The sequence below is a fragment of the Nostoc sp. genome (assembly GCF_054880495.1).
On sequence record NZ_JBTYKD010000219.1, the window covers coordinates 1 to 8,171 of the forward strand.

At 44.8% G+C, this 8,171-nt stretch carries 14 protein-coding genes; 9 read left to right on the forward strand and 5 right to left on the reverse strand.

Annotated elements, in window-relative coordinates; genetic code table 11:
• Positions 1-69: 69 nt before the first annotated feature.
• Entirely contained in the window at positions 70-303 is a 234-nt protein-coding gene (locus ACYTXL_RS20045) for a hypothetical protein (RefSeq protein WP_461926268.1), read from the reverse strand.
• Between the two features lie 101 nt (positions 304-404).
• On the opposite strand from ACYTXL_RS20045, the gene ACYTXL_RS20050 reads away from it, so the two are divergent.
• Positions 405-617: a hypothetical protein gene (locus tag ACYTXL_RS20050; protein WP_461922557.1), complete on the forward strand. Its 213-nt coding sequence runs from the start codon at positions 405-407 to the stop codon at positions 615-617.
• 83 nt (positions 618-700) lie between these two features.
• Positions 701-1,195, forward strand: a complete 495-nt coding sequence (locus tag ACYTXL_RS20055) for a hypothetical protein (protein ID WP_461926269.1) — start codon at positions 701-703, stop codon at positions 1,193-1,195.
• 104 nt (positions 1,196-1,299) lie between these two features.
• Here the strand turns inward: ACYTXL_RS20055 and ACYTXL_RS20060 are convergent, their stop codons facing one another.
• On the reverse strand, positions 1,300-1,500 hold the full coding sequence (locus ACYTXL_RS20060; protein WP_461922555.1) for a hypothetical protein: 201 nt from the start codon (positions 1,498-1,500) through the stop codon (positions 1,300-1,302).
• A gap of 98 nt (positions 1,501-1,598) precedes the next feature.
• Between ACYTXL_RS20060 and ACYTXL_RS20065 the strand changes: the two genes are divergently transcribed.
• The 3 genes from ACYTXL_RS20065 (at position 1,599) to ACYTXL_RS20075 (ending at position 3,525) form a co-directional block, all read left to right on the forward strand.
• Positions 1,599-2,369, forward strand: a complete 771-nt coding sequence (locus ACYTXL_RS20065) for a hypothetical protein (RefSeq protein WP_461922554.1) — start codon at positions 1,599-1,601, stop codon at positions 2,367-2,369.
• 205 nt (positions 2,370-2,574) lie between these two features.
• Positions 2,575-2,769, forward strand: coding sequence for a hypothetical protein (locus ACYTXL_RS20070; RefSeq protein WP_461922553.1), 195 nt, complete (start codon positions 2,575-2,577; stop codon positions 2,767-2,769).
• 63 nt (positions 2,770-2,832) lie between these two features.
• Positions 2,833-3,525, forward strand: coding sequence for an ERF family protein (locus ACYTXL_RS20075; RefSeq protein ID WP_461926270.1), 693 nt, complete (start codon positions 2,833-2,835; stop codon positions 3,523-3,525).
• A 195-nt stretch (positions 3,526-3,720) separates the two neighbouring features.
• Here ACYTXL_RS20075 and ACYTXL_RS20080 read toward each other — a convergent pair whose 3' ends face one another.
• Positions 3,721-4,071 (reverse strand): hypothetical protein, encoded by a 351-nt coding sequence (locus ACYTXL_RS20080; protein ID WP_461922299.1) that lies wholly within the window; start codon positions 4,069-4,071, stop codon positions 3,721-3,723.
• Between the two features lie 59 nt (positions 4,072-4,130).
• Positions 4,131-4,379 (reverse strand): hypothetical protein, encoded by a 249-nt coding sequence (locus ACYTXL_RS20085; protein WP_461922298.1) that lies wholly within the window; start codon positions 4,377-4,379, stop codon positions 4,131-4,133.
• A 179-nt stretch (positions 4,380-4,558) separates the two neighbouring features.
• Between ACYTXL_RS20085 and ACYTXL_RS20090 the strand changes: the two genes are divergently transcribed.
• Together ACYTXL_RS20090 and ACYTXL_RS20095 are read left to right on the forward strand one after the other, a co-directional pair.
• The gene (locus ACYTXL_RS20090; RefSeq protein ID WP_461922297.1) at positions 4,559-4,870 is read left to right on the forward strand and encodes a hypothetical protein; all 312 of its coding nucleotides are present in this window, start codon (positions 4,559-4,561) and stop codon (positions 4,868-4,870) included.
• A gap of 30 nt (positions 4,871-4,900) precedes the next feature.
• Positions 4,901-5,080, forward strand: a complete 180-nt coding sequence (locus ACYTXL_RS20095; RefSeq protein WP_461922296.1) for a hypothetical protein — start codon at positions 4,901-4,903, stop codon at positions 5,078-5,080.
• A gap of 565 nt (positions 5,081-5,645) precedes the next feature.
• Here the strand turns inward: ACYTXL_RS20095 and ACYTXL_RS20100 are convergent.
• Entirely contained in the window at positions 5,646-5,948 is a 303-nt protein-coding gene (locus tag ACYTXL_RS20100) for a hypothetical protein (protein ID WP_461922295.1), read from the reverse strand.
• Between the two features lie 583 nt (positions 5,949-6,531).
• Here ACYTXL_RS20100 and ACYTXL_RS20105 point away from each other — a divergent pair.
• Complete coding sequence (locus tag ACYTXL_RS20105; protein ID WP_461922294.1) at positions 6,532-6,831, forward strand: hypothetical protein; 300 nt, start codon at positions 6,532-6,534, stop codon at positions 6,829-6,831.
• 61 nt (positions 6,832-6,892) lie between these two features.
• A complete protein-coding gene (locus ACYTXL_RS20110) occupies positions 6,893-8,107 on the forward strand; it encodes a UvrD-helicase domain-containing protein (protein ID WP_461922293.1) in 1,215 nt (404 codons plus the stop codon).
• Positions 8,108-8,171: the final 64 nt, after the last annotated feature.

Sequence of the window (8,171 nt, forward strand, 5' to 3'; positions counted from 1 at the left end):
AAGTATTTATAGTTGCAATTAATCCTGGTTCAAATGGATGATTGCAGGTTGGTTGCATTTAATCCTGGTTCAGTTGCAATTAATCCTGGCTGAAGGGTAATTATAGTTGCAAATAATCCTGGTTTGAAAATGTCTTGATTGCAGGTTTGAGCGATTAGTATTGCAGGTCGTTACACCTACTAACATTTCAGTAGCACAGTTATCAAGCACAAAATCAATTTGATTTGCTTGACCTGCAATCATTTTGCGGGAACCAGTGAAAGCGATCGCACTGTAATTTTTTAGAAAAATTGCAAGGTTCATATCTTTAATTAAACTTCATCCTACCCTTTAATTATACCATGTATACATGGATATTTGTGTTATAATATAGGTGTACCCGACCAAGGAACAAGGGCGAAGCTATGAATTACGACACCGTTCATACAGATGAAGAATACGATCTTTACCAGCTCGAGGGGCTGAGAAAAGCTATTGACTTATTAATTCACCTTGAACAAACAGAGGATGAAGATTCAGTTCCGCTTAATGACGCTAGAACCGGAGTTAGGCGAAGAGTTAAAGGCTTGGCTATAGATATTGGCATTTACAAGGAATTTATCAACGGCATTCAGTAATTAGTTTCCGCGATCGCAACTACAGCGATCACTCTCCCTTCCTCTAAGAATCAACCACCGCTGCCACCCCCACCCACCCCCCAATGCTCCAAGAACTCTGCACCTGTTCACAGACCTACGCTAAATACTCAAACCTCATCAATCCTTATCCTGAGAATTCAGAGAGTGTGCAAGCTTTAATCAACCTGGAAGTTTCTATCCTCATCCCAGTTATTGACCGCTTCGGCGCTGAGAATTTTAAGCTCACTTATGGCTTTTGCAGTAAGGATTTATTAAAGTTTTTAAACCGTGACAAATCGCGCATTTGCATAAAAGTTGACCAACACGCGGCACACGAGCGGAACGCCAAAGGCAATTATTACTGCAAACATCTGGGCGCTGCTTGTGATTTTAAAATTGTAGGAGTTGACAGTAGAAAAGTTATTGGGTTTTTGAGAACTCTTAACTATGACTCTATCTATTACTACGGCAAGGATAAATCAGTTCATGTGAGTTGGTCACAAAGTCCACGCCGAAAGATTTGGGAGTTTACGGTACAGAATACGCCTAAGCCTTACAGCAATTATTACTGGGTTTAGTTAATAAGCGATCGCTTTGAGGGGGCGATCGCTTTTTCTATAGTCAAATACTTAAAGCGTTAAACTCACGCTGCCGTCTCGTCGCACCTCGCGGCGAATATTAATCAGGTTTCTCTTTCGAGCTTCTCAGCGATCGCTTGCCTAATCCAAGCAGCCTTCTTGTCTCCAGCAGCAGCAACAAATTTTTGATATAGAGATCCAGGCATCCTAACTTGGACATTAGGGCTATCTATCGGCTCTTCCCCAGATGGCAGAAATAGCCCCCCTTCACCCTGCTGAACTTCGTAAGGTTTCTCTCTCTTCATAAGCTTAAAAATATTTTCCAAACTCATCATAACACCCTTGTATACATGGCAGAAATATGATACCATGTATACATGGACTTATACAAGGTATCCGACCAATGGCTACAGCAAGATTTTCTGCGAGACCTGCGGTACGCTCCGCTAACGCACACACCCGCGCTAACTACAATTATTCTGTTTTCCATCAATCTTTACTGCATGAAAACAACGGCGAAGATTATGCTTTACGCCACCTCTACAGCTTAGAAAATACAAAGGCTTTACTAACAAAATGGGGATGGTCAGCAGAACAGGTAAAAGTCGGGATTGACCTTTACAAGAATGTTGTTTACCTCCACATCCTCAATAAAATTATCAAGCGCGGACAAACTGTTAAAATCCGCGGCATATCTCGCTTTATCTCAAAAATCGACTATGTAGAAGTTTTGATAGAGCGCTGCTGGTCAAAGGCTGACCCCTACAAATTAGAACCCGGCAGCGATTGGGATGAACTTATTGCCAAAGGTAATACGGGTGATTTTTATGAACTCAAGCTTCACAGATATGAAGTAACCTGCACTTGTCACGCTTACTCTGGTATTGAGAAGGCGTTTGCACAGGATGCGATCGCAACCAAGCACCTGATGCTCAACACAAAAACTCAGGGGCAGATTCCAGATAAACACATCTTTGCAGTTTGGAAATATTTAGGTGCTGAAACTTTACGCCAATACGAATACTGCTGGACAAATCGTAAAGATGCAGCAGAAATAGAGACGCGAGGTAAGCAATGGGAATTTGACCCTGATTTAGCGCAAAGTCGGCGCGTCACGGTTTCCGTGCGCCCAACTTTGCAAGAAGAACCAGAGCCAGAATTGGCGGACTGGTGAGGTAGTTCGGTCTTGGGGGTTCCCCCCATGAGAAACTACCGAACCCGTAAGGGTAAAACCCCTTGTAAGACATTTCTGGCCGCCAGCCCACAGCCATAAGAGAGGGTATTGAGTCCGGGAAAAGCACAAACGTATCCGACCAAAGATCACTTATGCACATTCCATCGGGCAACTTTATTTTAACACCTCACTCAGGAGCAAAACAATGACACTTGAACAAGCGATGTCTACGACGGGCTACGCCTACGCCCTACTCAATGAATGCTTGGAGAAACTAAACAAGGTTTTTGAAAGTAAAGATGAGCTTCTCCATTGGCATGAAAACTTTGGCAACAGCTTAGAAACTGCCATGACATTAGTTGAAAACTGCATTGATGACTTGAAAGAAGACGGCGAGTAAACCAACAGCGATCGCCCCTCAAAGCGCTCGCCCTCCAACTATTTCCTCTAAGAATTTGTAACTATGACACCGACACCACAACTTAACGCAGCCCTCGCCAAAGCTAAATCTGAAATCCCGGCTATTTTGGCTAATCGAAATGTGAAAATCCCTACTAAATCAGGTAGGGAAATCAGTTTTACATACGCTGAATTAGAAGAAATTCAGCCAAAAATCACACCTGCACTTTCAGCCTGTGGATTAGCGATCGCTCATCAGATGATATTCCTAGAAAGTAGATACTGCTTACTTTCTAGCCTGCGACATGAAAGCGGTGAACAGATAGATTCTGTTTTTCCCCTACCAAAGGATTTTAATGATGCTAAAGAAATAGGGATACAAATATCGTATGGGCGCAGATATAACACTCTTTGCTTATTAGATATCACTGTGTTTGAACCTAACAGCCAGGATTGGCAAGAAACTAAACGCAAAATTGCCAAAGAAATTAGACAAGAGGCTGGTTTAACTCAAAAACCTAGTAATGGTAAGGAAGGGTCGATATTACATGATATGGCTGGAGTATCGGGTGTACAAACCATAACCGAACCTCAAGCAAAAAGATTGTGGGCGATCGCAAGGAATGAATTACAACTGTCTGAATCAGATGTCAGGTCAGTTCTGGCAGGTTTTCATCTAGAAAAAACTGCTGATATTCCTACTCAAAAGTATGACGCAGTAATTCAGGCGATGCGAGATTATGGAGCCAAATTCTAAAAGCAGAGGCGATGCCTACGCTAACAGCTAATAACCAAAAACAAACCCTGGCCACAATGACCAGGGTTTAACTTTGTCAGACAAGCCAAACTAAAAAAGCGACAACTGCACCAGGGCAACTGGAGCCGAGCGAGAAGCCAACCACCTGATGTCATATTTGGGTCGCGCCCCGGTTCAATGCCGGGGCAGTCAGGTTTAACTATTGGCTTGCAGTTCTAATCGGGCGATCGCTTCCCGTTTTTCGAGCTTCAAAACTGAGAATTCATTGCGACGCAGACATAGTTCGATAAAGGTTGACTCACGCTTACCTTTGTTTAAGCTCAATATTTCCTGCTGTTCCCAATACTGGGGATGTTCATCAAGCAGTTGCTGGCGTTTGGCCTTGCGTTGGGCATCATTGCGGAGTGTGGCATCAAAGGCAATTTCGTTATCAATTTCCGCTTCAATCTGCTTAATGGTCATTTGGGCTTGCTCTATTGCTATGTCAAACCCAAAAACTTGGTATTGCAGTTTAGCGATCGCGGTTGGGTATTCGTTGAGGTTCATGATTAAGCCTTAGTTTTTAATTGGTTTGCTGTTGGGGAGCCATAGCCCCCCGTGTGTGGTTAGAACCAAGCTGAGTTGTAGTAGTCGTTTAATAAATCTCGTTTTTCTTGAACTAACTCGAACTCTGCTTCTAAGGCTTCGTTGTCAACATCTAGCTGAAGTAAAGCGATCGCTTTTAAAATCTGTTGAATATCTGTTGCTTCACTGCCGACTGTGTAATGGTTTTGTAAGAATGCTTCAGCCTTGTTAACGAACTGCTCAAGGGTGAGCGCTAATTGACTTGTAGAAGATGGTGCTTGAATGGTCATAATAAGATCAGATTTATTTTTGATGAGCGCCCGGTTGGTAGCCGGGTCTTTTTATCCATGTACACATGGTAATATATTTTTAGCTCGTACACAAGGTTAATTTACAATGCTTTACATTGTTATAATCCTTGTGTGGTGGTGATAAGCTAAGATTAAAAAGCCTTGTACACCTGGTAAATATGGTTAATAAGAAATCACCGCAAGTAAAGAAAAGGGGTGCGCCTAAAGGTCATATAAGCAACCCAGAGGGACATAACCAATACGAAGGGGTCTTGGCAGGAAAAACGATTACTGTCAGGCTCTATGAGGAAGATTCAGAATTGTTACGAAGTTTGGCAGAGGGTAAAGATAAAGGCTTTATGGGTCAATTTATTAGGGATGCTGTAAGAGTTGCGTTAGCGCAGCTTACCGTTACCGTTGGCGTTGGCGTTGGCGAAGCCTCTCGTAGAGAAGGTATCGTTAAAACCAATGTTGAGACTGAGATAAGTTAATAGAAAATGCAATCGCGGAGGGGGCAGCGTGTGGCAGCTGCCTGGGTAGGTCGGCAGCTACCATCAGTTTTTAAAAAAGTTCAAGTTGTTTCGGTTGGCCTACTTCGTTCATCCATTCGGGCAATCAGCGATCGCCTTTGGTTTTCAAACCAAAGTGGAAACCTGCCAGGTGGAGCAACCACCAAAGTAGACGCACTCGAAGCTGGGTAATATTTCCGGATCTGTTACCCAATCCTTGTTTTTTTGAGGGACTTGTGGCACACCGCCATCAACCACCCGGAGATACCCTTACCCCTTCTTTTTTCTCTTTCTTTTTCCTCCTGCACGGACGGAACGAAGTGGAGTCTGTGCCATTGCGGAGCAAAGACCCCAAGTGTAGGCATATCACCGGAACGAAGTGGAGGTGATAAAATGCCGAAACGGTCTTTGCGTAGCACTCCCTCGGTGCGAAGCACGGAGGGGTATAGAAATGCGAAGCAACAGCTTAATTTATAGACTTGACCACCCATGCAGGGATTCTCAATAACAAAGGGGGGACAGCCCGCCCTAACGGGCGTGATGGTCAAGCGACCAGATAGCAGTGATATCGTTGCGTTGCTTGCGGCGGGCTGCGCCTACGCAGTTGTTGACTTCTGCTGAACTATTGCCTTACTTTGGTTCTCTTGAAAACGATGGCGATCGCTTGCTTGAGTTGTGAGGCAGAGACGAGCGATCGCAGTTGTTAGCTACTGCTGTTATCCCAAAAAAAAGCAGGGCCGAAGCCCCGCCCAAACAACTAACGAACTAGCTGCAACCTAGAACCACGACTAGGCCAACCAAGCTTGACCTGACCCACTGGCACAACGACAGGAACCGAAACCACAAACCGACCAGGGCCAGCAGCAGGACAGCGCACCTTGACCGCGTAACCGACAACTGCCGCCCACTTGGTAGCAAACTCACCAGCCAAACGCAACTCACTAAACCACACCTCAGCCACGAACCCAGTAAAAGACACGTCAGACTCCCGCCAGAAACAATCGACCGCCTCAAAGTCAGCAGCCAACGAAGCAACGAACGCAAATGGAACTGAACGCATAAACCGAAACTCCTAACGAAACGACCAGCCAAGAAAAACCCCGGCTATTTTTTTCATGCGGAGTGGGTCAAGGGTGGCGGTGGGGTCTGGGGTGTCCCCAGATATAAAAATGCGAAGCAACGATTTCCCGCCACTCGCGCAGCCCTTGACGCGCGTAGCCATCCTAAACCCGCATTTCTCACAAGCTTGAAATGCAGAGGGGCAGAGGGGCAGAGGGGCAGAGGGGCAGAGGGGAAAGAACTTGTACAAATCTCTCCCCTGCTCCCCTGCTCCCCTGCTCCCCTGCTCAAGAGCACAAGGTTTTGAGAGATGTGGTGAGAAATCCGGGTAAAGCAGCCGGGGTAGCCCTGCGGCGATGAGCGTTCCCCTTGGGGCGGAGGGGGACATCGACCGACGTTCGCGTAGCGTCTCCGAAGGAGAAGGAGGGAGTCAATAAACAAACTGCAAAGCAACCTTATTTCTTCATTTCGCGTAAGCGATTTGTCACTTATCACTCTCTCCACAAAATATACTTTAATTAAAATTTATCGAGTGTACACACGATATAAGATATTATTTAATAATAGTATTTACTCAAATTACTATGCCTAATCCACATCCTCAAACTGAGCATTTAACTAAGCAAAAAACGACGTGGCAACATCTGCCAACTAAAGCGGTAAGAGTGCCTGAGATATTCTTAGAGGAAATAGAAAAGTTCGCGCGATCGCTGGATGGACAATGCAGCCCATTTGAAGCCATCATCTCTGCGTTAGATAAGCTCAACCCGGATGAGTTAGCACAAATTAAACTAGCTATAGAATCCTTATCTGGTGGTGAATTAAGCGCTGCATTGCGGTCTTCTCCCTTCGCGCAGCGTCTCCAAGAGTTGGGGAGACGCTAAAAGCGATAGCGGAGCGTTAGCGAGTCCGCGAGCGTCTGGGGTCTCCCCAAGAGGAGCAACTTTGCAAGACAAGCCAGTTTCTTGTCTACAAGACGCGCAAGGGACGATTGAGATAGAGCCTCAAGAGCGGCAATTATCTGATGCTGAAATTGCGGCGTACACTGCAAAGTTTGGGTTTGTCCCTTCTAAATATCAGATAGCGATCGCTGACTGGATTCTTAGAGGAAACGGACACGGCTGCTGCAACTCGGTTGCCGGATCTGGTAAAAGTACCACACTTAAGATTGTGGCTAAAACCCTTGAGGAATCAGGCTTACGACCCAGTGAAATTAAAATCTGTGTATTTGGTAAGATGAACGCCCAGGACTTGATTAAGAAGTTCGGGCAAGCTTGGAAAGAGTCGATTAGTACTCTACACAGTGCAGGTTTTTCACTGGTAAAAAAGGAGCTTGGAATTAGGAGTAGTTATGATGTTGAGGTTTCTGGGCAAAAGTACAAACGCATTGCCCAAGACTTAGACTTAATTGCTAAACGTGGTAATCCAGTTGGTAGATTAAAAGCTGAGAAAATTATCGGCAATAATAACGACTTTCTTAAATTAGTTGACCTAGTAAGACTTACCAACCAGCAGCCAACACAGGAGACAATACAGGCGATCGCATCTCACTTTGAAATTGATGATGTTTGGGAACCTGACCTTATAGCCCGTTGGATTGAGTATTGCTTAAGTATTGGTGAGCAAAAGGCGATTAAGAAGGAGTGTTTGGACTTCACTGATCAGATTTGGTTGCCTGTAAAGTGGAAATTAAATGAGGCTAAATGGTTTAAGCCGTATAAATTCGTACTTGTCGATGAAGCCCAGGATTTGAACGCCGCACAGTTAGAACTCGCATTAATCCTTGCGGGGTCAACTGGGCGTATTCTAGCAGTTGCCGATCCGCGTCAAGCCATCATGGGTTTCGCGGGGGCTGATAACAAGAGTTACGAGAACATTGTCAGCCGTACTAATGCTGTAGAGTTGCCACTATCAATTTGTTATCGTTGTCCGCGATCGCACATTGCCTTAGTTAAACAAATCTACCCCCAAATTCTGATTGAGCCATCACCAAAAGCTTTGGAGGGAACCATCACCCAAATTGACAGCAGTGATGTTGAAAAGTTAATCAAACTTGGCGATATGGTCATTGGTCGCAAAACTGCACCACTGGTTAGCCTTTGTATCAGGTTAATTAGTCGAGGCATCAAAGCCAGGGTAAGCTCATCTAATTTGGTATAATGTGAACTTGACAAATCAAACAAAATAAGCATGAGAGACTGCCTAGAAAAAATACTTGACAGAT